This is a genomic window from Acrocarpospora pleiomorpha, assembly GCF_009687885.1.
Lineage (GTDB): Bacteria > Actinomycetota > Actinomycetes > Streptosporangiales > Streptosporangiaceae > Acrocarpospora > Acrocarpospora pleiomorpha.
The window spans coordinates 89,695-113,903 of sequence record NZ_BLAF01000022.1 but is presented as its reverse complement, the minus strand read 5'-3'; the positions used below and the strand labels follow the sequence as shown (position 1 = coordinate 113,903).

Sequence of the window (24,209 nt, the reverse complement as noted above, 5' to 3'; positions counted from 1 at the left end):
GGGTGGGTCAGGAGGGTCAGGCGCAGGTGTAGCCGGACGGCAGCGCGGTGTTGCCGTTCGGGCGGCTGGCCTGGAAGCCGACGCTGGTCGTGCTGGCTCCGGGGGCCAGGGTGCCGTTGTGACCGACGTTCCTGATGGTCACGGTCTGGCCGCTGATGGTGACGGTGCCGTTCCAGGAGCCGGTCAGGGTGTGGCCGGCCGGAAGGGTGAAGGTGGCCGTCCAGCCGGTGATCGTGGAGGTGCTGGTGTTGGTGATGGTCAGCGGCTGGATCACGTACCCGTTGCTCCACTGGGTCTGTACGGTCGCGACGGCCGAGCAGGTTCCGGTGGATGTGCCGGGCTGGGTGGTGATCTGGGCGGTGTTGGAGACCGGTGAGAGGTTGCCCGCGGCGTCGCGTGCCCTGACCTGGTAGCGGTAGGTGGTGTTGGCGGTCAGGCCCGTGTCGCCGAACGAGGTGGTGGTCGAGGTGCCGACCTGGGTGAACGTGCCGCCGGTGGCGCCGGGGGCGCGCAGGATGTCGTAGCCGCTCACGCCGGTGTCGTCGGTCGAGGCCGTCCAGGTGAGGTTCGTGCTCGTGGACGCGGTTCCCGCGGCGGCGAGCCCGGCCGGGGCGGTCGGCGGCGAGGTGTCGCCTCCGGTGGTGGCCGTGGTGAAGGTGACCAAGGCGGAGTTGCCCGACAGGTTGCCCGCGCCGTCCCGGGCCCGGACGTACACCTGGTACTGGGTGTTCGCGGTCAGCCCGGTCAGGGTGGTCGAGTTGGTGGTGGACTGGCCGAGTTGCGGGTCGGTCGTGCCCTGCTCGCGGTAGATGTTGTAGCCCGCCAGGCCGGAACCGCCCTGGTCGGTGGAGGCGGCCCAGGTCAGGGTGGCGCTGGTGGCGGTCACGCCGGACGCGGTCGGGGTGCCCGGGGTGCTCGGCGGGGTGGTGTCGGTCGGGTTCGGGGTGGAGTCGGTGAGGGTCGGCGTCGTCCAGTCGCGCCAGTCGGCCAGGTTGCCCTGCGCCCTGGACGAGATCCTGATCGCGCCGGCGGCGTTGCCCGTCTTCAGCAGGAACTTCTGGATGTTCTGCTGCAGCGGGGTCCGCCATTCAGGCCTGTTGGCGCAGTGGGTGCCGTCCTGGACGTCGGACCAGTAGGTGATGTTCTCGCCTGCGCCGAGCGCCCGGTAGACCTCGGCGCCGCCCAGGGCCGCCACGCTCGCGGACCGGGGGCCCAGGTTGGCGATGTGCGGGTTGTCCATGATGAACAGCCCTCGCGGCGCGATCATGGCCACCGTTTCGTGCGTGTCCACCGGAAGCCTGTTCGGGCTGCCCGTGAAGGAGCCGAACGCGTCGCCGAACCACGGCTGCTCGCCGTAGGCGCTGCTCAGGCTCTGGGCGCCTTCGCCGGGGATCCCGCGGAAGATGGGGACACCGGCGCTGCCCGACTCGATCGGCATGGTCAACGCGATGCGCTGGTCGAACGCACCGGCCACGAAGGCGCCCTTGCCGAACCGCGAGCATCCCGTGACGCCGGTCGCGTCCGCTTTGAGAATGTTGCCGCCTGACTGCTCGATGACGTCGATGATCCGGCTCACCCCCCAGCCCCAGGCGACGAGCAGCCCGGTGCTGCTGGTGTTGCCGTAGATGCTGTAGAACGCGCCTTGCTTGTTGTTCCGTGGGGTGCCCTCGCGTCCGACCACGTAGGGGTCGTAGCTGATGACGGCGGCGCCGGCCGCTCGGATGACGGCTGTGTCCGCGCCAAATCCTCCATAGACAACGACGGCGGGGAAAGGTCCGGTGCCGCTCGGCAGTGAGACGCTCGCCGAGAAGCTGGAACTCCTGCCGTTGTGGTTCACGTTCACGATGATGCTGGTGTTCGAGACCGTTCCCGTGACGGTTGTCGGCTTTCCGGGCTTCTCGCCGTAAACGAAGCGCTCTGCCAGCCTCTTGATTTCTTCGCGTCGGCAGCGCCAGTCGGACTTAGTGGAGATGCGGGTATTGTCCAGCTTCCTGAAGGGATCGGGGAGCCTGGAGTTGGTGGGCAAAGATCCTTCGCTGGGCAGGGCGGGCACGGTGCAGTCGGCGCCCTCGTTTTCCACTCCAACAGCCGCGGCGGCCTCGGTGGAGACCAGGGCTACCGCTCCAGCGATGGAAAGCGCCGCCGCCACCGTCAGCGCGACGACCTTCGAGCGGATCCTAGAGCGACCTAAGGTGGTGATCACTAGGCTCTCCCTTCCGGGTGGGGGGGTTCGCGATCAGTCTGGGAATCCGTTCGAAACACGTCAACGCAGTCGCCGAAATGTTTCTCTACGTCGCACCCCTGAGCTGGAAATATGCCCATGACGACGCCGAAACATTTCGGAAACTAGCTGAAAGCTAGGCATGTTCCTGCTGCACGGTTCGCTATCCCGAAACTTTCGCTTTCCCTGGGAAGGGTCATACTTTCGCCTGGAACGTCACCTTCTTGCCGTTCGCAGTGAATCTCGCGCGGGCGAGGAGGGGGCCTCTCGCGGCATCCCCGGTGAAGGCGAACGTCACCGTGAGCGCCTCCCCGGGTTCCAGCGCATCCGTACGCTCGCTCTCGAAGGCGTCCAGGCTCAGCCGCACGTTCCGCCACGGCGACGCCGAGCCGTTGTGCAGGGTCACCATCACCTCGCTCCCCTCCTCCCGCACCTGCAGCCCGTACGGCACCCGCGGGTCGGGCCCGATCGACCGGTCCAGGAGATCGACGAGCTCGGCGACCAGCTGCGGATTGCGCGCGGAAATGTCGTGCCGCTCGCCGCGGTCACCGCGCAGGTCGTAGAGCTCGATGCGGCCATCCGGCCCGGCCCCGGCGATGTTCGGCGCGAAGCGGATCAGCTTCCAGTGACCGCGCCTGATGGCCTGCATCTTCCGCGGCCGGTTCCACAGCAGGAACGGATGTCCGGCATATCGCCCGCCGGTCAGCAGGCCCCGGAACGACTTCCCGTCCAGGTTGGCCGGGGCGGGGACCCCCGCGAAATCGGCCAGCGTCGGCAGGATGTCCCACAACGCCACGGGCTCGTGGACGACCTTCGGGGTGAGGGACGGCGACCAGGCGATCATGGGCACCCGGATGCCGCCGTCGTAGAGCTGGCGCTTGACCCCGCGGAACGGCCCGTTGGAGTTGAAAATCCCCGGGTCGACGCCCTTCTCGTGGTGCGGCCCGTTGTCGGCGGTGAACAGCACCAGCGTCGAGTCGGCCACTCCGGCCTCCTGGAGCGCGCGCAGGATGTCGCCGACGTGCGAGTCCAGCCAGGTCACCTGGGCGGCGTGGCGGCGGTTGGGACGGGTCCACGGCTCATTCGCGTACCGGCCGCTGTCGCCGGGGACCTGGCTCGGGGAGTGCGGAAGGATGGTGGCGAAGTGCAGCAGAAAAGGGCGGTCGTCGGCCTCCTTGATGAAGGCGACGGCCTTGTCGCGTAACAGATCCGGCGCGTACGTCTTGCCGTCGAGCGCGACCTTGTCCCCGTTGTGCCAGAGGTAGGAAGGAAAGTACTGGTGGGCGTGGGCGTGGGTGATATAGCCGAAGAACTCGTCGAATCCCCTGACATTGGGATGGGAGACCTGGCCCGGCGCTTCGGGGCCGAACCCCCACTTGCCCATGAGGGCCGTCCGGTATCCGGCCATCCTGGCCAGGTCCGCGAACGTGAAGTCGGCGGCGACGAGGGAGCGCTGCGGTCCGCCCTCCGGATTCTCGCGTACGGTTCCGTGGCCGGCGTGCAGGCCGGTCAGCAGCGCGCAGCGGGACGGCGCGCACAGTGAAGACCCGGCATACGCGCTGGTGAACCGGACGCCCTCGGCCGCCAGCCGGTCGAGGTGGGGAGTCACGATCTTCTGCTGCCCGTAGGGTCCGATCTCACCCCAGCCCATGTCGTCAGCGAGGATGATGACGAAGTTGCGCGGGGTGCGGGCTTTCGCCGCCGCTGTCTCGGCCGCGCTCGCGGAGGTGAGCCCGGCCGCGACCAGGCCTCCGGTGCCCGCGAGAAAGCCACGTCTGGTGGTGGGCAGCATTGATCCTTGACCTCTGATGAAAGCGTCGGTACGGCGTTACGGTGGCACATCTCGCGCCAGGAGTTCGGCAATCTCGGGAACATCGTGGCGACCGGAAGAGGCCCACCGTGCTGGACCGTACCGGATCAGATCTTTCTTCCGCCAGTGGCCTCCTACCATGATCGAACCGATTGACAGACCACGCGACGTCCAGGATTCTTCATGCGGTATCCGATGGGGGCGGAGTTGAGTGGAATTTCACGTTCTCGGACCGCTGAGCGTCTCCCGCGACGGTCCGCTGATTCCGGTCGGTGGAGCACCAAAACTGCAGCTCACCCTGGCCGCGCTGCTGTCCAAGGCCGGCCAGCCGGTGTCGATCGACTGGCTGATCACCGCCGTCTGGGGTGACCAGCCGCCGGCGTCCGCGCGCCGCAACATCCACCTTTACGCACACCAGCTGCGGCGGACGTTCGGCGCCGACGTCCTGGCCGGTCGGCCGGGCGGGTATGCGATCATCACCGACGCGCTCGACGCGACGCGTTTCCGCAGCCTCGCGGCGCAGGGGAACGCGGCGCTGGATCGCGGCGATCTCGACTCGGCCCGGGACCGGCTGCGCGCGGCGCTGAACCTGTGGCGGGGGCCCGCGTTCACGGAGTTCGGCGACTCCGCGCTCGTCACGGAGGAGGCGCGGCGGCTGGAGGAGGCGCGGCTCACCGTGCACGAGCGGCTGGCGGAGGCCGAGCTCGGTCTCGGCGGGCACGTCGAGGTGGCCGCCGAGCTGGCCGATCTCACCCGGGAGCATCCCTACCGGGAGAGCCTGCGCGGGCACCTCATGCTCGCGCTGTACCGGTCCGGCCGTCAGGTCGAGGCGCTGGAGGTCTTCCGGGAGACCCGCGAGCTGCTGAACGCTCAGCTCGGCATCGAACCCGGCCCCGTGCTCCAGCGGCTGCACGAGGCGATGCTCCGCGGTGACGCGGAACTCCTTCCCGATTTAGGTCAGCCGCCGCAGGAGGCGGACGACTGCCCGTACCGGGGGCTGATGGCGTTCCAGCCGGAGGACGAAGCGTGGTTCTTCGGCCGCTCCCACCTGGTCGACCGGCTCCACGATCTGGTCGGCCGCCTGCCGGTGGTCGGCGTGTTCGGGGCGTCGGGCAGCGGCAAGTCCTCCCTGCTGCGCGCCGGGCTGCTGGGACGGTACGCCCAAGGGCTGATCATGACGCCGGGCGAGCACCCGATGGACACGCTGGCCGACCTGGTGACGAAGGTGTCCGGCGACGATCCTGACGACGACCCCGGCGCTTTGAGCGCCGCCCTGAACGGCCACCCGCTGCTGGTGGTGGACCAGTTCGAGGAGATCTTCACGCTGTGCGCCGACGACGGGGAACGGCGCCGTTTCGTCGAGGCCCTGCTGGGGCTGTCGGGCACCGTTCTCGTCCTCGGCGTACGAGCAGACTTCCTCGCCCACCTGACCCAGCATCCGGCCCTGGTCGAGGCGCTGGGCGGCGAAGCCCAGCTGCTCGTCGGACCGATGTCGCCCGCCGACCTGCAGGAGATCGTGGTACGGCCCGCCGCCCAGGCCGGCCTCACCGTGGAACCCAGCCTGCTGGCCACGGTCCTGGCCGACGCCGCCGAGGAACCGGGCTGCCTGCCGCTGGTCTCCCACGCGCTCCTGGAGACCTGGCGGAACCGCACCGGACCGAGTCTCACGCTGTCGGCCTACCAGGCGGCAGGGGGAGTGCGCGGAGCCATCGCGCAGAGCGCGGAACGGGTCTACGACGAGCTCGCCCCGGCGGAGCAGCAGGCCGCGCGCAGGATCTTCGTGCGGCTGACCGCGCTGGGGGACGGCACCGAGGACACCAGGCGGCCCATCTCCCGGACCGAGCTCGTCGGCCTGGCCCACCCGGAGCTCACCTCGGACGTGCTGGACCGGATCGCGGCCGCGCGGCTGGTCGTCCTCAGCGAGGACACGGTGGACGTGGCGCACGAAGCGCTGATCCGGGCCTGGCCCCGGTTGCACCGCTGGCTGACCGACGACCGCGAGAACCTGTTCGTGCACCGGCGGCTCACCGACGCCGCGCAGACGTGGCAGGAACTGGGGCGCGATTCCGGCGCGCTGTATCGAGGCGTCCAGCTGCTGGCCGCCAGGACCTGGGCGGAGGATCACCCGCAGGAGCTGAACAACGTCGAAAGCGCCTTCCTGCGGGACAGCGGCGCGCTGGAGGAGAGCGAGCGCACCACGACCAGGCGCCGTACCCGGCTCCTGCAACGCCTGCTGGCCGGGATGGCGGCGCTGTTCCTGCTCGCCCTGCTCGGCGGGGTGGTAGCCGTACGGCAAGGGCAGGAGGCCGGCCGCCAGCAGGGAGTCGCCCTGGCCCGGCAGCTGTCGTTGAAGGCCAGATCGCTCCTCAGCACCGATCCCGATCTGGCCGGGCTGCTGGCGATCACCGCGTTCCGGCTCGATCCGGAGACCGAGACGCGAGGCGGCCTGCTCAGCCTCGCTGCCGCGGCGCCCCGCCGGATCGAGCTCAACGCCGACGGGCCGGTGATCTTCGGGGTCGGGTTCAGTCCGGACGGCTCGCGGCTGGCCTCGGCGGGCACCGACGGGGTGGTCACCCTCTGGGATCCACGCCGCGGCACGCGCGTCGCGAGCTTCGTCGAGCACGCGGCACTCGCCGGGACAGCCGGCGTGTACGCGCGGAAGGTGGCCTTCAGCAGCGACGGCAGGCTGCTGGCCTCCATCGCCAGGGAGCCGGGCGTCGTGGCGACCAAGGGCTCGGTGTTCGTGTGGGATCTGAACACCGGCCGGCCGGTGTTCCGGCAGACAGCGGACAAGCTCACCGACGCGCTGGCGCTGAGCCCCGACGGCAAGAAGATCGCCTTCGGCGTGGGCGAGGGCGCGTTCGAGGTGCGGGACCTGCCCAGCGGGAACCGGTACACGCTGAAAGGGCACCGGGAAGAGATCGCGGCGCTGGCATTCAGTCCCGACCAGGCATTTCTCGTGTCGGCCACCGGCGGAATCGAGAAACCCGTCGTGTGGGACGTCACCTCCAGGGCAAAGATCGCCGCTTTTGGCCCCGAGCATGTCCACCGGGTGGCCTTCGATTCCACCACCGGCACCCTCGCCACGGCCTCGCCCTATCACGGGATTGGGTTCTGGAGGATCGGTCACGACGGTGCGACTCTGCTGTCCGAGCTGCCCAAACGGTCGCCGTACGCCTGGGACATCTCCGCGCCCGTCGCCGGCCGGATCGCCGTCGCCGACGAGAACGGCCTGATCACCGTCTGGGACGTCGCGCGACGCCAGGCCGTCGAGAGCTACCAGGACAGAAGCATCACCGAAACGATGTCCCTCGCCTTCAGCGCCGACGGCTCCATGCTCGCCTCGGCCGGATTCGGGCGGACCATCGTGGTCCGCGAGCGGGCACGGCCCCCGTTCAGCGGGCACAGCGGGGCCGTGAACGACGTCAGGGTCAGCCCGGACGGCCGGATCGTCGCGTCGGCGAGCAGCGACGGGACCGTCGGGCTGTGGGACCTGTACGGGAATCCGATCGCCACGCTCGGCGACCATCCCGATCATGTCCGGGCCGTCGCCTTCAGCCCGGACGGTCACCGGCTCGCGGCCATCACCCGCAGCCACACGGTCATCGTCTGGGACGTCGACAGCAAGCGGAAGCTCGCCACGATGTCATACCAGGGGCTCGGCGCCTCCACCGACATCGACTTCGATCCGCATGGGCGTTTTCTCGCGGCGGCCGCGCTCGGGCGGGTCCGGTGGGATGTTCAGGATGTGGAGAATCCACGCCAGGTGCCGTTTCCCGGTCCCGCGTACATCGCCTCCGCGCTGGCGTTCAGCCCGCGCGAACCACTGCTCGCCAGCACCAGCCCCGCCGGAGATCTCATCGTCTGGGACCTGGCCCAGAATCGGGCGATCCACGACTTCAGGACCAGGCAGGGGTCGGTGCTCGATGTCGCCTTCAGCCCGGACGGCAAGCTGATCGCCACAGCGGGAGCAGACCGGACGGTCAAGTTGTGGGACACGCGGACCGGAGGCCCGTACTCCACGCTCACCGGACACACCGCCCCGATCCAGGCCCTCGCCTTCAGCCCCGGCGGCCACACCCTCGCGGCCGCGGGCGACGATCACACGATCACCATCTGGGACGTCCCGTCCAGCACGCTGACGGCCACCCTCACCGGCCACACAGCCCCGATCAAGGGCCTGGCCTTCAGCGGCGACCACGACCTGATCTCCGGAGGAGACGACGGCAAGATCATCCACTGGTCGCTGCGACCCGATTCGATAATCGGGAAGCTCTGCCGGGAGATCGGCCGCGACCTCACCCAAAACGAGTGGGCCACCTACCTCCCGACCGAGGACTACCGGCCCACCTGTTGACGGGACATACACCAGGTCAGGGGTTTCGCACCGTTTCGAGGTCGGCGGGGAGCCGTCCGGGCTCCCACCTCTCACCACGGCGGGCGGCCACGTCGGTCGCCGCGCGGACGAAAGCGGCGAGGGCCGGTGACCGGCTCTGCTCCGGCCAGGCGATCATCATGGTGATCGGCGGCGCGTCGAGAACGGGCACGCACACCACGTCGCCGCCCAGGTAGGCACGAGCGGACTCCGGCAGGACGGCGATGGTCCGCCCCATCACGATGAGCTGCATCAACTGCCCGGCGTCACGCACTTCGGGGCCGCCGCCCTGGGGCAGGCCCGCCCAGCGCGGCAAGACCTCACCTTCCAGGTCCGCCAAGGTCACCGCCTCCTTTCCGGCCAACCGATGACGAGCCGGCAGGACGGCGATCTGGCTCTCGACCAGCAAGTCCTCCGAGTCGAGCCCCGTCAGGTCAGGCCGGCCATGCAGCAGCCCAACGTCGGCGAAACCGCCGCGCAGCAAGGCCGCGTGCTCGCCGAACCCGCAGAACAGCACCTCGACGGGGATCGCGTCCGGTTCGCGCTCGTAGGCGGCCAGGATGTCCGGCATCATGCCACCGTCGCCGACGGCTTTCGCCACCAGGACCAGCCTGGGATCCTGCCGTCCCGCCCGCTGTGCCCGACGAGCAGCCGCCGCCAGCCCGTCCAGGGCCCGCCTCCCCTCCTCGAGCAACACCTGCCCCGCCGCCGTGAGCGTGACCCTCCGGCTGGTCCGCTCCAGCAACACCACGCCCAGACGACGTTCGAGCTGCTTGACGGCCCTGGAGAGAGGCGGCTGCGCGATACCGAGGCGCTCCGCCGCCCGGCTGAAGTTCAACTCCTCGGCAACCGCCACGAAATAGGCAAGCTCGCGAGCATCCATACCCCCAGGGTATCGCTTGTGATCGAGCTGGTCTTGGCCCTCCGCGCCTACTCCATGGTGTCGTGTGATCATGACAACCGACACCAAGGTCGCCCTCGTGACCGGCGCGAACAAGGGCATTGGGTACGAGATCGCCACTCAACTCGCCGCGCTGGGCATGACAGTCCTGCTCGCGGCCAGAGATCCGGACCGCGGCGGCAAGGCGGCCGAGGCACTGCGATCCACCGGCGCCGACGCCCACCCGATCACACTCGACGTCACCCGCCCGGACACGGCCACGACCGCCGCCGCACAGATCGAACAACGCTTCGGCCACCTCGACGTATTGATCAACAACGCCGGGATCTCCGGGAGCCTCACCCAGCAGTCACCCAGCACCGCCAGCCTCGACGCGATACGCGAGGTATTCGACACCAACGTCTTCGGCGTCATCACGGTGACCAACGCCATGCTCCCCCTCCTGACCCGCTCCCCCGCCCCCAGGATCGTCAACATCTCCAGCAGCGTCGGCTCGCTGACCGCCCACGCCCCCGGCGGTCCGATGGCCTGGCTCCCAGGATTAGCCGGGTACGCCCCCTCCAAAACCGCACTCAACGCCCTGACCGTGCAATACGCCAAAGACCTCCGCGAGGCCGGCATCCTCGTCAACGCCGCCGACCCCGGCGGCTGCGACACCGACCTCACCAGACCGACCGGCGTCCCCGTCCACCGCACCGCCGCCCAGGGCGCCGCCATCGCCGTACGCCTTGCCACCCTCGGCCCCGACGGCCCCACCGGCGGCTTCTTCAACGACGACGGCCAGGTGCCCTGGTGAGTTACCAGCGTCCGGGGTGGTTCACCGTACATGTGGTCAACCCCCTGATTCGATGGCTGGGAATGGCCAGCACCCTCGATGTCGCACGACGCCAGACCGGCACCCTCCAACGCGTCCCGGTCAACGTGCTCGAATTCGCCGGAAATCGGTATGTGGTCTCCATGCGGGGTCAGACCCATTGGGTGCGCAATCTCCGTACCGCCGAGCGTTGCACCATCCGAAGACGGGGTAGGCGGCAGGCGTACCTGGCGGTAGAGCTGTCCGAGGAGCAGCGGTCACACATTGTCGCCGTCTATCGGGACCGATGGCAGGTACAACGCTTCTTCGACCAAATGCCCAGCTCAACCGACCATCCGGCCTTCCGCCTAGACCCGGTCGAAAACGGCGGCAGCCACAAGAGTCATTGAGCGCAGACGCCGGCCTGGCCGCCGTGCGGGTTGACCGTCCTAGTGTGGACGGACTCGGGAGGTGCGCTGTGGCAGAGGGTGAGTTGGGCGGTAGCGAGGCAGTTGAGGCTGTGCGGTTGGGCGATCAGGGGGTGTTCGCTGAGCTTGCGCAGCGTTATCGGCATGAGCTTCGGGTGCACTGTTATCGGATGCTTGGCTCGTTCACCGAGGCGGAGGACCTTGTTCAGGAGGCGCTGCTTCGAGCGTGGCGTAAGCGGGAGAGTTTCCAGGGGCGATCGACGTTTCGGGCCTGGCTGTATCGGATCGCGACGAATGCCTGCCTGGATGTGCTCTCCAGCCCCGCGCGCGGCCGGGAGGTTGGCGTGGCGGCGGGTGCCGATGGGATGCGGGTGCCGATGGCTGAGGTTGGGTGGTTGCAGCCGTATCCGGATGCTTTGCTGGATCTGGCCGCGCCCGGTGAGGGGGAGCCTGACGCTGTCGTGATCGCTAGAGAGACGATCGAGCTGGCGTTTCTGGCGGCTATCCAGCATCTGCCGCCGAAGCAGCGGGCGGTGTTGATCCTGCGTGACGTGCTGGGCTGGCCTGCGGCCGAGACCGCGGCGACGCTTGAGTTGAGCGTCGCTTCGGTTAAAAGTGCGCTGCAGCGGGCCCGGGTGACGATGCGCGAGCAGTTGCCTGAAAGGCGTTCGGAGTGGGGTCGGCGTGCCTCGCCGAGCGAGGAGGAGCGTGCCGTGCTCCAACGCTACCTGGAGGCCTCCGACAGAGCCGATCTCGCGGCGCTGGCCGAGTTGTTGCGTGCGGACGCACGGCAGATGATGCCGCCGCTGGCGGCCGTGTATGACGGGCGGGAGGCGATCCTGGCGATGTGGCGGCCGGTCCTGGTCGGGCCGCAGGCTTGGGGCGAGTGGCGCGGGGTGCTCACCGCCGCGAACCGGCAACCCACGGTGGCCAACTATGTCCGGCGGCACGGCGAACACGACTTCTCCGCCGTCAATCTCGACGTCCTGCGGATCGAAGGCGACCGGGTCGTGGAGATCACCACGTTCGGCGTCGAGCTGTTCGCCGCGTTCGGGCTGGCCACGAGGCTGTGAGCACCCGCCGAGCCGGCCGGCCAGGAGGTTGTGAGCGCGCACCGATTCCTCCTTGCGCGGGCTGGCCACAGCGCGCCGATTCCTTTGGGTTCGCCCGCCCGTCATACGGGTGAGACGCGAAGAGAGGAATGATCATGACCGAGAATATCCCGGACCCGGCGATCAAGGCACTGGACCGGCTGGTCGGTGCGTGGCGGGTCACGGGCGGGACGCAGGGGACGGTCACCTACCGGTGGTTGGCGGGTGGCTTCTTCCTTGTTCAGGACATCGAGATGGAGTCGGAGGGTAAGCCGATCAAGGGGGTGGAGATGATCGGCCGCGAGCGTACGTTCGGGTCGGAGGAGCCGGGTAAGGACATCAAGTCCCGCTACTACGGCAGCAATGGCGAGACCTTCGACTACGTGTACGAACTGGACGGCGACACTCTCACCATCTGGGGCGGGGAGAAGGGATCGCCCGCCTACTACCAGGGCACCTTCAGCCAGGACGGGAACACGGTGACCGGTGCGTGGGTCTACCCAGGCGGCGGAGGCTACGACTCCGCCATGACCAGAATCACGACGAGCCACTAACCCGCCTCCGGCTGGACCAACCCCACGTCGGCGAGCATTGCCGCCAGGAGCATGTCGCCGAAATTCGCATGATCGAACGCCTGGTGGCGCATTCCGCGAATGTGCCACCAGGCGGAGATGTCAGGCAGGCACGCGATCCGACGTCACCGGGGCGTCCCAGTCGATCACGTAGCGCTGTTCGGGACCGATCGTCTTCTCCGGGTTCATGGCGGTCTTCATCAGGAGTGGCATCAGCAGGGGCATCAGCGCTCTGGCCACCGCGCCCGGAGCCTTGGCCTGGTTGATCCGTGCCGCGCGGCGGGCGACCTTCTCCACGCGTTCGCGCCGCAGGCGCTCGAAGGTGGCGTACGCAGAGGGGATGTCAGGGAGGTCGCGCAGGCAGCGGGCCAGTTGCACGGCGCTTTCGATCGACAGTGAGGCGCCCTGGCCGGAGCTGTTGGAGGGGGCGTGCGCCGAGTCGCCGACCAGGACCATGCGGCCTCGATGCCAGTGCTTGACCGGGGGCATGATGTGCAGTGATCCCACGACCTGCAGTTCGTCGGCGTTGCTGGTCAGCATCAGGTCACGGCCGGGATCATCGTCGGCGAAGGTGGTGCGCAGCGTTCGCATCCAGTCGGACGAGGGCACGGCGCGGGCCTCGGTGAGGCTCAACGGCCGGTCTTGGGGCAGGTTGACACCCCATCGGGTGCCGCCGCCTGGCTCCGGCCAGTAGAGGTAGTAGCCGCCCTTGCCGAAGGCGAAGGTCAGCGTGCCGGGTTCGGCGTCCACCTCGTGCCGCGCGACCGCCTCGAAGCCGAGCAGTCCGGTGTACAGGGGGCCGGCCGCGTTCGGGTCGATGAGGCGGCGCACGGTGGATCGGACGCCGTCTGCCCCGATGAGGATGTCCGCGGTGGCGGTGCTGCCGTCGGCGAATCTGGCGGTGACGCCCGTCGCGGTTTCCTGCGCGTCGACCAGGCGCTTGCCGTACTCGATGGGGATGCCGTCGGCGGCGGCGCGGTCGTGCAGGGAGCGGTAGAGGTCGCTGCGGTGCACCTGCTGCAGGGGCGGCATGTCGGCCAGGCCGGGCAGGTCCAGGTGCTTGCCGCCGACGGACATGACCATGCGCGGGAGCGGCGTGGAGATCGCGGTCACGGTTTCGGCCGCGCCGATGGTGCGCAGGGCCGCGACGCCGTTCGGGGCGAGTGCGAAGGTGCCGCCGATGCCGTCGGCGGTGCTGGGGTACGCCTCGTAGACGGTTGCCGTGATGCCCGCCTTGTGCAGCGCGAGGGCGGCCACGGGGCCGGCGATGCCGCCGCCGATGACGATCGCTGTCTTGACCTGAGTCATGGTCTTCTCCCTTGGGTGATCGGTTGCGTACGTCCGAACCGCCCTGGGAGGGAGCAGGCTATCCTCGTGGTTGCCGCCTCGGGCCGAGCGCCTTCCCAGGTGTGGTTCGAGGAAAGGGTCCTGGCGTGGTGTTGGCGCACCGCGCCAGGGCCCTGAATTACTCCGTGGAGCTGGTCCTTTCGGCTAGTTCTGTCAGCTCTGCCGGTATCTCGCCGGTTTCGTGGTAGGCCCGCCACGCGTCCAGCCCCGGGTAGGCGCCCGAGGTGAGCTCGGCGAGTAGCGAGCGGATCCAGGTCGCTTCCGCCTCCTGGATGGCCAGGTCGTATTCCGACTCGACCAGGAACAGCCGCGGAATGTTCTCCCGCAGATACTGCGCGAGTTCCTCACGCAGTGCCGTGATGTGGTCTTCCAGCAGGTCCAGCCGCCGCCGCAGGAGGCTTGTGGCCTCGTCCGGGTGGAGCGCGGCCAGCACCGACAGCCCGGCGCGGAAGCGCGGATGTTCCCGCACGGGCGTGGAGACCAGCTCGCGCGCCCAGTCGACCAGCTCCGCGCGTCCTTCGTCGGTGATGCGATAGACGGTGCGCTCGGGCCTACGGCCTTCGCGGACGCTTTCCACGGCCTCGATCAGGCCGTGTTTGTCCATGTTGCGGACGACTGTGTAGAGAGATCCCCACTTGATCTCCATGTCCTGATCTTTGCCCCAGCCGCGCAGTGCGGTGGCGATCTCGTAGGGGTGCATGGGGCGCTGGACGAGGGCGGACAGCACGGCGAGCGCCAGCAGGTTGCTGACCTTGCGCCGCTTCGGCATTTCCCCTCCTCGTTCACGATTACTTGTAGACGAGTATATGCGCACGAATAAGCGATGAGCAAGAGGTCCTAAAAGACCACGGCTACAGGTCGTTGCCTGCGTAGGAGAGGTTGAAGCTCTTGTTGACCAGGGGGAAGTCGGGCACGATCGCGCCGTTGAGGGCGACGGGCAGCGCGGGCCAGTTGACGAACGACGGGTCGACGATCTTCACGCGGGCGAGCGTGCCGTCGGGGGCGAGTTCCACCCGGTGGACGATGGTGCCGCGCCAGCCTTCGGCGATCCCGACACCGGACGCCTGCCGGTCCATCGCAGGAGGGACGCTCTGGCCGGAGGCCGATCTGCTGACCAGCCACGAGATCAGCTCGATGGAACTGGCGATCTCGTCCGCGCGGATCTGGAAGCGGGCCAGGACGTCCCCGCCGGTGCGCAGGGCCGGGGTGAACGAGCCGAGGTCGGCACTGGGGTGGTCTCGGCGGGCGTCCGTGTCGAGACCGCTGGCACGGGCGACGTAGCCGAGGGTGCCCAGGTCGCGGGCGGCCGCGAAAGGCAGGAGCGCGGTGCCGGTGAACCGGTCGGCGACCACCGTGTGGGACAGGGCGAGCTCGACGATCTCGGCGACGTCCGCCCCGATGGCCGCCAGGCGGGCCGGATCGGGCAGCGCGCGGAGCGCCGCGCCGCCCAGGATCACGCCGCCGCGGAGCAGCCGGTGCCCGGTGACCTCGTCGTTGATCCGCAGGAGCTGCTCGCGCACCCGTCCCGCGTGCGCGTGCAGGATGCCGTGGGCGACGTCGTTGCACAGGGCGCCGAGATCGGTGACGTGGTTGTAGAGGCGTTCCAGCTCCAGCAGGATCGCCCGCGCGCCGCGCGCCTCGTCCGGCACCGCCGTGCCGGTGGCCTCCTCCACGGCCAGGCAGTAGGCCAGGGCGTGGCCGACGGAGGTGTCGCCGCTCACCCGTTCGGCCAGCGGCAACGCGTCGGCCGGGGCTCGGCCCTGGAAGAGCTTCTCGATGCCCCTGTGGACGAACCAGAGCCGGGCTTTGAGCTTCAGGACGGTCTCGCCGACGACGGAGAAGCGGAAATGCCCGGGTTCGATGAGGCCGGCGTGGACGGGACCGACGGGAATCTCGTACACGCCCGGCCCTTCCACGGTAAGGAAGGGAAACGGCCCTTCGGGGTCGCCGAAGGCGGGGGGCGGGCCCGCGTCGGCGCGCATCGGGTACCAGCCGCGTGGCCAGTGGTGGTGGCGGACCAGGCGGCGCGGCTGCGGGTGGTCGAGCGGCGTGATGCCGTACAGGTCGCGGATCTCCCGCTCGAAGCGGCCGGCGGGGAACGACACCCGGGCGAGGCTGGGCAGCGTGGGGTCGTCCGGCGGCAGGTGGAGGTGGAGTTCGGTGTGGTCGAGGCCGGGGGCGGTGAACAGGTAGACCACGCCGAATCCCCGGGCCTCCTGGTGGGCCGACATCAGGGCGAGCCGGTGGCCTCGGGCGATCAGCTCGGTGGCCGCGCCGGTCAGGTCGCCGGGGCTGACGGTGCGTGTGGTCATGGCAGGGCTCCGGCGATGGAAGCGGCGGTCCTCAGCAGGGTGTTCAGGGGTCCGGCGGCGACGCCCAGGACGGCGCACGCGGCCAGCCCGGCGATCAGCGTGGCGGCCACACTGCGGGGCATCGGGATGGCGTCGGCCGGGGAGGCGGGGCCCAGGAGCATGTCCCTGGCGTGCCGGCCGAGGGCGGCGGCGATGACCAGCACCAGCACGAAGGCCGGCGCGATCACCCAGCCGAGACCGGCGGCGAAACCGGCCCTGGCGATGCCCAGCTCGCTGGCGAACAGGCTGAACGGTGGCAGCCCGAGCAGGGCCAGCAGGCCGAGCGCGAACGCTCCGGCCAGCAGCGGCGCGCGCGCCGCCAGGCCGCGCACGGCGTGGACGCGGCTGCTGCCGACGGCCTGGTGGAGGTGCCCGGCGCTGAGGAACAGCACCGATTTGCCGAGCCCGTGGCCGAGGATGTGCAGCAGGACGGCGGTCAGCGCGAGCGTGCCGCCGATGGCCGTGCCCAGGGCGATCAGCCCCATGTGCTCGATGCTGGAGTAGGCCAGCAGGCGCTTGTAGTCCCGCTGGGCCAGCAGCAGCAGGGCCGTGACCAGCAGGGAGGCCAGGGCCACGACGACGAGCAGCAGGCGGGTGAAACCGGTGCCGAGGGCGGCGTCGGCGATGACCTTGACCCGCAGGATGGCGTAGAACGCCACCGACAGCAGCACCCCGGACATCAGCGCCGAGACCGGCGCGGGGGCCTGGCTGTGGGCGTCGGGCAGCCAGGCGTGCAGCGGCGCGAGCCCGGCCTTGGTGCCGAACCCGAGCACGAGCAGGACCACGGCGACCCGCATCACCCCGGGGTCGAGCCGGTCGGCGTGCAAGGACAGGGTCGTCCAGTCCAGGGAGGCCACGCCCACGTGGGAGGCCGCGTAGTGCACCAGCACGATGCCCAGCAGCGCCAGCGCGATGCCCACCGAGCAGATGACCACGTATTTCCAGGCCGCCTCGGTCGCCTCCCGGGTGTGCCGGTGGCCGACGAGGAAGGCGGTGACGATGGTGGTCGCCTCCACCGCCACCCAGAGCATGCCCAGGCTGGAGGAGAGCACGGCCAGGGCCATCGCGGCGACGAACGCCTGGGTGAGCATGCCGTAGCGGCGCATGGCGCGCGGCCAGGTGTGCCCGGCGGCCAGCTCGGCCGCCAGGTAGGCGGGGCTGGCGGCCATCGCGAGCAGGGCCACCACCCCGATCACGATCAGCATGTACGCGCTGAGCGCGTCCGCCCGCAGCAGCCCCCACAGCGCGGACCCCGGCCCGGTCACGGCGAGCCCGATCGCGGCGGCGAGCAGCCCGGCCGCGGCCGCCGCGCCCAGCCACGCGGTCACCCGGTTCCAGCCGAACACCGCGCAGCCGGCGGCGGCGAGCAGGGGAAACCCAACAGGGGCGAGGATCAGCAGGGTGCTCATCAGTCGTGCAGCTCCCGGAGCTCGTCCAGGTCGGTGCCGCCGAAAGCGGCGCGCATCCGGGTGGTCAGAACCTGGAACACCAGGACGGCCAGCAGCACGTCCATCGAGATCCCCAGCTCGACCACGAGCGGCACCCCGCTGGTGGTGAGGAACGCGGTCATGGTGATGGCGTTGTCCATCAGCAGGAAGCCCACCACCTGCGACAGCGCGCGCCGCCGGGTGACCAGGACGAAGAACCCGACCAGCAGCACGGTCAGCGCGATCGGCACGGCCTGGGTGGCGGGCGTGGGCGACAGCCGTATCAGCGGCTGGGCGACGGCGTAGGCGAGCATGGCCAGCACCGCCGCCACCAGCAGCGAGGTCGCCACGTTCACCACGGGCCGCACCTCCCGGCCCGCGCCGCCGGCGATCAGGGCGCGGCGCATCAGGTACGGCAACAGCCCGGCGCGAAGCGCACCGACACCAAGACCGACGGCGACCAGCTCCACATCCTGCTCGTACACGCCGAGCACGACGATCAGCGCCGCCAACGCGATGCCCTGCAGGGCGAACAGCCGGACGATCGCCGCCAGGTCGCGCCGCCAGAGCACCATCATCCCGGTCAGCAGGAACGCGCCGCAGGCCAGGTCCAGCAGCGGGACGTACAGCGAGGGCGGCAGGGTGAACATCGTTTCAGTCATGGACCTCACGCCAGGAAGAAGGACGCCGCGACGGCCAGCAGGGCCATCAGGAAGGACCCGGCGAGCAGTTCGGGGATGCGGAACAGCCGCAGCTTGGCCATGAACACCTCACCGGCCGCCAGGAGCGCCCCCAGCAGGGCCACCTTGACGGTGACGACCACCGCCGCCAGCAGGAGCGCTCCCGGCCCTGCGCTCCCGGTCGCGATGCCCCACGGGGCGAACAGGCTGGTCAGCAGGCCGAGCAGGACCGAGAGGCGCATCGCGGACGCCCACTCGATGAGCGCCAGGTCGGGACCGGCGTACTCCAGGACCATGGCCTCGTGGATCATGGTCAGTTCCAGGTGGGTGGACGGGTTGTCCACCGGGATCCGGCCGGTCTCGGCGAACGTGACGATCGCCAGCGCGGCCGCCGCGAGCAGGCTGGCCGGGGAGATCACGGCCAGCGGGTCGGCCACCGCCGAGGTGACGATCGTGCCCAGGTTGGTGGTGCCGACCCGGACCGACAGCGCGAACACCGACAGCAGGATGGTGGGCTCCACCAGCGCGAGCACGATCATCTCCCGGCTGGCACCCATCCCGCCGAACGCGGTGGAGGTGTCCAGGGCGCCCAGCGCGAGCGCGACCGAGCCCAGCGCCAGCAGCGCCACCACCGCGAACAGGTCGGCGACCTCGTCCAGCGGCGAGGTGGTGGACACCAGCGGCACCACGGCCGCCACCACGAGCACCGTGCCGGCCAGCAGCAGTGGCGCGGCTCGGAACACCCAGCCGGTGCCGTCGGGGGCGATCGGCTCCTTGCGCACGAGCTTGCGCAGGTCCCGCCACGGCTGGCCGATCCCCGCGCCCGCCCGGCCTTCCAGCCGGGCCCTGACCTGGCGCATCATCCCGACCAGCAGGGGGGACCCTACCGCGACGAGAACCACCTGCAGCACCGCTCCGGCCACGTGCGTCACTGGAACACCGCCAGCATGATCAGCGCGCCGGTGAGCGCCCAGAATCCGTAGGCCAGGTAGCGGTGCACGCTTCCGGTGGCCAGGTGCCGCGCGCTCCGGCCGACGAAAGTCAGCGCGGACAGCACCGGCTCGTACAGGCGGCGCTCGATCCGGTCCGGCACCTTGGCCCGGAACCGTACGGATTCCACCAGGTAGGCGGATTCCTTGACCGGGGTCACGTCCACGTCGCTCTCCGGGGCCAGCACGTTGTCGAAGACCCGCTGCAGCGGCTCGGCGAACGAGGTCGCCGTGTATTCCATCCGGGCCGACATCGGGCCTCCGCCGCAGTCCCACAGGCGGGCGGCTCGCCGTGCCCGGCGGGTGGCGACCACCCGGGTCAGGGCCAGCGCGCCCGCGACCGCCACCCCCAGCGCGACGGCGATGAGCAGCGGCGAGATCACGCTGGAGATCCCGGCCAGGTGCAGGGACACCTCCCCGGTCACCGCGCCGGGACCGGGGAGCGCCACGGCCACCGCGTGGCCCAGAACGGGGAGGATCGCGGTGGGCGCGAGCGCCAGGACCAGGCAGCAGCCGGCGGCCAGGGCCATCCCGCCGAGCATGGCCGGGGGACTTTCGGCCGCGCGTCCGGCCCCCGGGCCGCGCGGTTTGGCGAGGAATCCGATGCCGAAGGCCTTGACGAAGGTGGCGACCGCCAGCCCGGCCGACAACGCGATCACGCCCACGGCCAGCGGCATGCTCACCGCCCCCACCACGCCGGAGGTCGGCAGCGCGTGGATCAGGCTCTGCAGGAGCAGCCACTCGCTGACGAACGCGTTCCCCGGCGGCAGCGCGGACGCGCACAACGCCCCGACCGCGAACAGCCCGGTCGTGTACGGCATGCGCGCGCGAAGCCCGCCCAGCTGATCGAGATCACGCGTCCCGGTGGCCCGCTGCACCGAACCCGCGGCCAGGAACAGCACCGTCTTGAATCCGGCGTGGTTGACCACGTGCAGCAGCGCGGCGGTCAGAGCCAGGGCGGCCAGGACGGCGTTGCCCCAGGCGGCGAACAGGCCCGCCGCGCCTACCCCGATGAGGACCAGGCCCATGTTCTCCGTGGTGGAGTGGCCGAGCAGCCGTTTGAGGTCGGCGGCCACGGCGGCTTGCAGGATGCCGTACAGCGCCGAGATCGCGCCCGCGATCAGCACGACCATCCACCACCAGACCGGTCCGCCGTGGAGCAGGTCCAGGCCAACGCGGACGATGCCGTACACGCCCATGTTGACCATCGCGGCGCTCATCAGGGCCGAGATCTGGCTCGGGGCCTCGGGGTGGGCTCGGGGCAGCCACACGTGCAGCGGGACGATGCCCGCTTTGGAGGCGAAACCCACCACGGTCGCCAGGAACACCGTGCCCCGCAGGGCTGGGGACAGGTCCGCCTGCCGGAGTTGGTCGAAGGATTCGCCGCCCGCTCCGGCCGCGAAGGCGAGTAGGCCGGCCAGGATCGTGACGAAGCCGAGGTGGGTCATCACGCCGTACCAGAGACCGGCCTCGCCCACCGCGGGCCGGTGCCGGTGATCGGCGACCACCAGCAGCAGGGAGGTGATCGCCATCAGCTCCCACGCCACCAGGAACGTGCTCACGCTCGCGGCGGCGGGGACCAGCAGCATCGCGGCCACGAACAGGGGCGCGGTGGCCTGCACCACCCGCCCGTCGAGGCCCTCGCGCGAGTAGCCGATGCCGTAGATCGCCGCGCAGAGCGCCACGACACCGGTGACCGCGATGAACAGCCCGGCCAGCGGGTCGATCGCCAGCCTGACCCCGGCCAGCGGGAGCAGCTCGGGCAGCCAGGCCGACCACGAGCCGCCGAGCAGGGCCGCCAGGCCCGCCGCCGTGCCCAGCGCGCCCGCGCCCGCCGTGCCGAGACCGGCCAGCGGGAGCCGCAGCCGTGTCGGCGCGGTGAGTCCGGCCAGCACCGATGCCGCGCAGACGGCCAGGGCGGCGATGAACAGCGTGCCGACCAGGTTCATCGGCCGGTCAGCTCACGCAGCGCCGCGACGATCGCCTCCGGTCGCGGCGGGCAGCCCGGGATCTCCGCGTCCACCGGCACGACGTCGCTGACCGAGCCGGTCACGCCGTATGCCCCGGCGAACACGCCGCAGTTCCTGGCGCAGTCCCCCAGCGCGATCACCAGACGGGGCTCCGGCACCGCCTCGTAGGTGCGGCGCAGGGCCACTTCCATGTTGCGCGTGACCGGTCCTGTCACCACCAGGGCGTCGGCGTGGCGGGGAGAGGCCACCAGCCGCGCGCCGTAGCGTTCGGCGTCGTAGACCGGGCCGAAGACGGAGGCGATCTCCACCTCGCAGCCGTTACACGAGCCCGCGTCCACGTGCCGCAGTTGCACGGAGCCGCCCAGCTCCGCCGCCGCGGGCAGGACATTGCCTGGGGCGCGCTCCGGGGCGGGTTCCGCCACCCGGCCGGTCTTTCTGATCTTTTGCCACAAACTCACTGCCGCGACTCTCCCTGTCGTACCCGATCCCTGATCCCGAGCGGAGCGTCAGCCTGGGCGGGGTTCCTCGGCGTCGCGCAGTTCGGCCAGCAGCTCGCCCTGTCCGACGATCATGTCGGTGAGGATCCGGCGCGCGGCGCGCATCAGCTCGGCCACGTCGGGGCTGCTCAGCGCGTAGACGACGGTGGATCCGTCGCGGGTGGACGTCACGATTCCGGCTCGTCGCAGCACCGCCAGCTGCTGGGACAGGTTGGACGGCTCCACTTCGATCTCGGCGAGCAGATCGCGCACCGGACGTGGCCCGGCCTGCAGGAGTTCCAGCACCTGGATGCGGACCGGATGCCCCAGCGTCCGGAAAAATTCCGCTTTGGCCTGATACAGGGGAACCGGCATGTCAGCCCTCCCCCTCCAGAACACGATCTAGGCAACACATGATGTCGATAATTGCAGAATTCTTCAAGTCGCAAACGTCCAAATTGAGGTAGATCGTGGGTAATGCCAGGCGTCAGAGTTCGGAGGCGGTGATCTCGTCGGCGGCGGCGATCAGGCGGCTCGCGGTCCGCTCCACGTCGAGATCGATCATGGACACGATGCCAAGGCTGGCGTCCAGCGCGTGCCCTTCGGCCGTGTAGAGCGGCACCGCGATGCCGACCGCGCCGGGGGTGAGGTGGCCGCGGGTGACCGCGTATCCGCGCGACCTGGCCTCGATCACGGCCTCGGAGTCCCTGACCTGGGGATCGCGGGACATCATGATCGCGATACCGCTGGCGCCCTGGGCCAGCGCGTGCCGCGCGCCGCTGCGCTGGGACAGGTGGAAGACCGCGTCGGACGGTTCGACCACGGCGAGCACCACCGCGTCGTCGCCCTCGGCCACCACGCACTGCGCGGTGACGCCAAGCTCCTCGGCCAGAGTGCGCAGGTGCGGCAGCACGGCGCGGCGCAGGTGCGGGTTGGCCTGCCGGGCCAGCTGGATCACGCCGAGACCCAGCCGGTAGCGCCCCGAGCTGCCCTCGGCGGCCAGCCGGTGGGTGCGCAGGGTGGTCAGCAGCCGGTAGACGGCCTGCCGGTGCATGCCGAGCGAGGCGGCCAGCTCGGCCACCGTCATGTCCCGGTCCTCGGTGGCGAGCAGTTCGAGCAGTTTCAGGCCGCGGTCCAGGGTCTGCGAGCCGCTGACCGGACTCGCGCCCTCGGCGGCGTGATCACTAGCGCCCAAACGAAGTCACCCCTACCGCTGTCGGTGTCCACCCGCGCGCCCCGCTCGCGGCGGGGTCGCCCGGCGCCATTCGCCGCATCTGAGTCATCCTCCGACGATCATGTTGGCCGCGGCGTTGCGCCCCGCGATCCGGCCGAACGCGAGGCATTCCGCGATGCTGCCCCCACCCGCCGGATAGAGCAATCCGTGGAGCGATCCTAGCTCACCGGCGGCGTACAGGTTTTCCACGAAACCGCCGCGAACCGAGGCCACGCGGCTCGCCGCGTCGCGGCGCGGGCCACCCAGGGTGTGCGAGCCGCCCGGCCACAGCGGCACCGCGAAATACCGGGGGCCGTGCAGCGGGGTCAGGGTGGCGGGGTCGCGGCCGAAGTCGGCGTCCACCCCGTCCGCGCAGTGGTCGTTGTAGCGGTCGATCGTCGCCTCCAGGGCCAGCGGGTCCAGCTCGCAGCGCAGGGCCAGCTCGGCCGCGGAGTCCGCCGACAGGATCCAGCCGCGGCGGAGTTCGGCGGTGTTGTCCGGGCTCCAGGTGAAGTCGCCGATCGGTCCGGCGGGTCCTGAGTAGGTCGGGACCAGCGTGGCCGCGTCGAACCTGGCCTGGTCGAAGATCCACCAGGTGGGTACGCGCGGGTGGCTGAGCCGGGTCGCGTTCATGCCCAGCAGTTCCAGGTGGGCGGCATGCTGCGGGCCGGGCTCCGGCAGGAACCGGCGCGCGGAGCCGTCCACGAAGATGGAGCCTGGCGGGTGGCTGTCCTCGGCGGGGCCGAACCTGCCCGAACCCCACAGGTCGATCGCGGTGCCCCCGCTATAGCCGCTACCTGGGAACCTGGCCACGAAGTGGCCGGGCCAGACGTTCATGTGCCACAGCTCGGCGCCCACCTCGACCGCCATCGTGATGCCGTCGCCGGTGTTGTGCTCGGTGCCGTAGAAGTGCACCGGGCCGACCGGCAGATACTGCGTTTTCAGCTGTTTGCTGGCCTCGTAGCCGCCCACCGCGAGGACCACGCCCCGGCGTACGCCGATGCGCTCGTGTTCCGTCTGGACTCCGGTGACCGCGCCGCGCTCGTCGGTGAGGAGCCAGCGGGCGGCGGTGCCGTACTGAACCTCGATGCCGCGTTCGGCGACGAGGTGGCGCAGGAAGCCGTGCATCGGGCAGCCGGTGTAGCCCAGCGGGCGGGGGCCCGGTTTCGCCTTGTACACGGTGATCGCGTCGTGGCCGGGCACGGTGTGGTGTTCGCCGAGGATGCCCGTCTCGGCGTAGCCGCAGCCGTGGCTGTCCAGCCAGGCGGGGTTGGCGGCGGTCTCGGTGGCCCAGGTGCGGATCAGTTCGGGGTCGACGGTTTCGTCGTTGACGGCATACAGGGCGGTGAGGTACTTGATCGCGCGCTCGACGTCGGTGGGCACCAGGAAGAAGCCGGCGGCGTACCTGCTGTTCGGCCGGTGATCGCGGGCCTGCTGCTTCTCGATGACGAGCACCTCGGCGCCGGCGTCGTGGGCGGTGATCGCGGCGACCGCGCCGGCGTCGCCGAACCCGAGCACGACAACGTCTACGGTCCGGTCATACGGCCCGGTGTGGTACATCACGA

At 70.2% G+C, this 24,209-nt stretch carries 19 protein-coding genes; 5 read left to right on the top strand and 14 right to left on the bottom strand.

From position 1 onward, the window contains the following. Nucleotides 1-16 precede the first annotated feature (16 nt). A complete protein-coding gene (locus tag Aple_RS54565; protein WP_155346326.1) occupies nt 17-2,203 on the bottom strand; it encodes a fibronectin type III domain-containing protein in 2,187 nt (728 codons plus the stop codon). Between the two features lie 214 nt (nt 2,204-2,417). Next, complete coding sequence (locus Aple_RS20875) at nt 2,418-4,013, bottom strand: sulfatase-like hydrolase/transferase (RefSeq protein ID WP_155346325.1); 1,596 nt, start codon at nt 4,011-4,013, stop codon at nt 2,418-2,420. A gap of 229 nt (nt 4,014-4,242) precedes the next feature. Between Aple_RS20875 and Aple_RS20870 the strand changes: the two genes are divergently transcribed. Further along, a complete protein-coding gene (locus tag Aple_RS20870) occupies nt 4,243-8,388 on the top strand; it encodes an nSTAND1 domain-containing NTPase (RefSeq protein WP_155346324.1) in 4,146 nt (1,381 codons plus the stop codon). 16 nt (nt 8,389-8,404) lie between these two features. Here the strand turns inward: Aple_RS20870 and Aple_RS20865 are convergent, their stop codons facing one another. Continuing rightward, nucleotides 8,405-9,289, bottom strand: coding sequence for a LysR family transcriptional regulator (locus Aple_RS20865; protein ID WP_155346323.1), 885 nt, complete (start codon nt 9,287-9,289; stop codon nt 8,405-8,407). A 70-nt stretch (nt 9,290-9,359) separates the two neighbouring features. On the opposite strand from Aple_RS20865, the gene Aple_RS20860 reads away from it, so the two are divergent. From Aple_RS20860 to Aple_RS20850, 4 genes are all read left to right on the top strand, one after another. Next, the gene (locus Aple_RS20860) at nt 9,360-10,103 is read left to right on the top strand and encodes an SDR family oxidoreductase (RefSeq protein WP_155346322.1); all 744 of its coding nucleotides are present in this window, start codon (nt 9,360-9,362) and stop codon (nt 10,101-10,103) included. Continuing rightward, nucleotides 10,100-10,510, top strand: coding sequence for a nitroreductase/quinone reductase family protein (locus tag Aple_RS52135; protein WP_170321583.1), 411 nt, complete (start codon nt 10,100-10,102; stop codon nt 10,508-10,510). The genes Aple_RS20860 and Aple_RS52135 overlap by 4 nt, the downstream gene beginning before the upstream one ends. Nucleotides 10,511-10,641: 131 nt before the next feature. Continuing rightward, the gene (locus tag Aple_RS20855) at nt 10,642-11,601 is read left to right on the top strand and encodes an RNA polymerase subunit sigma-70 (RefSeq protein WP_246264671.1); all 960 of its coding nucleotides are present in this window, start codon (nt 10,642-10,644) and stop codon (nt 11,599-11,601) included. Between the two features lie 134 nt (nt 11,602-11,735). After that, nucleotides 11,736-12,173: a hypothetical protein gene (locus tag Aple_RS20850; protein ID WP_155346320.1), complete on the top strand. Its 438-nt coding sequence runs from the start codon at nt 11,736-11,738 to the stop codon at nt 12,171-12,173. Between the two features lie 120 nt (nt 12,174-12,293). Here the strand turns inward: Aple_RS20850 and Aple_RS20845 are convergent, their stop codons facing one another. The 11 genes from Aple_RS20845 to Aple_RS20795 all read right to left on the bottom strand — a co-directional run bounded on the left by Aple_RS20845 (nt 12,294) and on the right by Aple_RS20795 (nt 24,204). Continuing rightward, complete coding sequence (locus Aple_RS20845) at nt 12,294-13,499, bottom strand: FAD-dependent oxidoreductase (protein WP_155346319.1); 1,206 nt, start codon at nt 13,497-13,499, stop codon at nt 12,294-12,296. A 157-nt stretch (nt 13,500-13,656) separates the two neighbouring features. Next, nucleotides 13,657-14,307, bottom strand: a complete 651-nt coding sequence (locus Aple_RS20840) for a PadR family transcriptional regulator (RefSeq protein ID WP_155346318.1) — start codon at nt 14,305-14,307, stop codon at nt 13,657-13,659. Nucleotides 14,308-14,389: 82 nt separating this feature from the next. After that, a complete protein-coding gene (locus tag Aple_RS20835; protein WP_155346317.1) occupies nt 14,390-15,850 on the bottom strand; it encodes a hydrogenase large subunit in 1,461 nt (486 codons plus the stop codon). Then, the gene (locus Aple_RS20830) at nt 15,847-17,298 is read right to left on the bottom strand and encodes a proton-conducting transporter transmembrane domain-containing protein (protein ID WP_155346316.1); all 1,452 of its coding nucleotides are present in this window, start codon (nt 17,296-17,298) and stop codon (nt 15,847-15,849) included. The genes Aple_RS20835 and Aple_RS20830 overlap by 4 nt, the downstream gene beginning before the upstream one ends. Further along, the gene (locus Aple_RS20825) at nt 17,298-17,978 is read right to left on the bottom strand and encodes a hypothetical protein (RefSeq protein WP_246264670.1); all 681 of its coding nucleotides are present in this window, start codon (nt 17,976-17,978) and stop codon (nt 17,298-17,300) included. The genes Aple_RS20830 and Aple_RS20825 overlap by 1 nt, the downstream gene beginning before the upstream one ends. Before the next feature lie 5 nt (nt 17,979-17,983). Then, nucleotides 17,984-18,919: a respiratory chain complex I subunit 1 family protein gene (locus Aple_RS20820; protein ID WP_155346361.1), complete on the bottom strand. Its 936-nt coding sequence runs from the start codon at nt 18,917-18,919 to the stop codon at nt 17,984-17,986. Nucleotides 18,920-18,924: 5 nt separating this feature from the next. After that, on the bottom strand, nt 18,925-20,934 hold the full coding sequence (locus tag Aple_RS20815) for a proton-conducting transporter transmembrane domain-containing protein (protein WP_155346315.1): 2,010 nt from the start codon (nt 20,932-20,934) through the stop codon (nt 18,925-18,927). Next, nucleotides 20,931-21,413, bottom strand: coding sequence for an NADH-quinone oxidoreductase subunit B family protein (locus Aple_RS20810; RefSeq protein ID WP_155346314.1), 483 nt, complete (start codon nt 21,411-21,413; stop codon nt 20,931-20,933). The genes Aple_RS20815 and Aple_RS20810 overlap by 4 nt, the downstream gene beginning before the upstream one ends. A 48-nt stretch (nt 21,414-21,461) precedes the next feature. Beyond that, a complete protein-coding gene (locus tag Aple_RS20805; protein WP_155346313.1) occupies nt 21,462-21,806 on the bottom strand; it encodes an ArsR/SmtB family transcription factor in 345 nt (114 codons plus the stop codon). 112 nt (nt 21,807-21,918) lie between these two features. Then, on the bottom strand, nt 21,919-22,626 hold the full coding sequence (locus Aple_RS20800; RefSeq protein ID WP_155346312.1) for an IclR family transcriptional regulator: 708 nt from the start codon (nt 22,624-22,626) through the stop codon (nt 21,919-21,921). An 84-nt stretch (nt 22,627-22,710) separates the two neighbouring features. After that, nucleotides 22,711-24,204, bottom strand: a complete 1,494-nt coding sequence (locus tag Aple_RS20795) for an FAD-dependent oxidoreductase (protein ID WP_155346311.1) — start codon at nt 24,202-24,204, stop codon at nt 22,711-22,713. Between the last annotated feature and the right edge of the window lie 5 nt (nt 24,205-24,209).